1 protein-coding gene is annotated in these 479 nt (G+C 28.4%); it reads left to right on the top strand.

All coding sequences use genetic code 11. From position 1 onward, the window contains the following. Positions 1-36: 36 nt before the first annotated feature. Entirely contained in the window at positions 37-429 is a 393-nt protein-coding gene (locus ACTNAO_RS12810; RefSeq protein WP_441028359.1) for a hypothetical protein, read from the top strand. The last annotated feature ends 50 nt before the right edge of the window (positions 430-479 follow it).

Here is a 479-nt window from a genome sequence, read left to right as displayed (position 1 = left end):
AAAAATCAGAATTACAGTAGTTGGGAGGAAGAATAAATGAAAGTATGGGAAATTTGTAAGAAAGAAAATGTAGGAAAAATGTATAAGGATAATAACGGTGATAAATGGGAAGTTACCAAATGGGAAGATAGTAAAGGTATTCATAAAGAGTATGATATAAAATGCGTAAAAAACAGAAGATACATAACAGATGATTTGTTTTTAAGTGAAATTATAAAAATGGATTTTGAAGAAGTTGTAGATTGGGGCAAAGTCTCAGTAGACACAAAGATATTAATTTCAGGTGATAATAAAGATTGGGATAGAAGACACTTTGCAAAATATGAAGATGGGAAAATATACACATGGATTGATGGATGCACTTCTTTTACAACCAACCAAACTACTTCGTGGAAATATGCAAAGTTATATAAAGAGGAGGAAGAATAAATGAAAACTATTAATATAATAATTGAAAATTTCATAAATAAAGCTGAAAA

Source organism: Clostridium sp. HCP1S3_C6 (genome assembly GCF_052066735.1).
Taxonomy (GTDB): Bacteria; Bacillota; Clostridia; order Clostridiales; family Clostridiaceae; genus Clostridium.
This window is presented reverse-complemented; position numbering and strand designations above follow the sequence as displayed.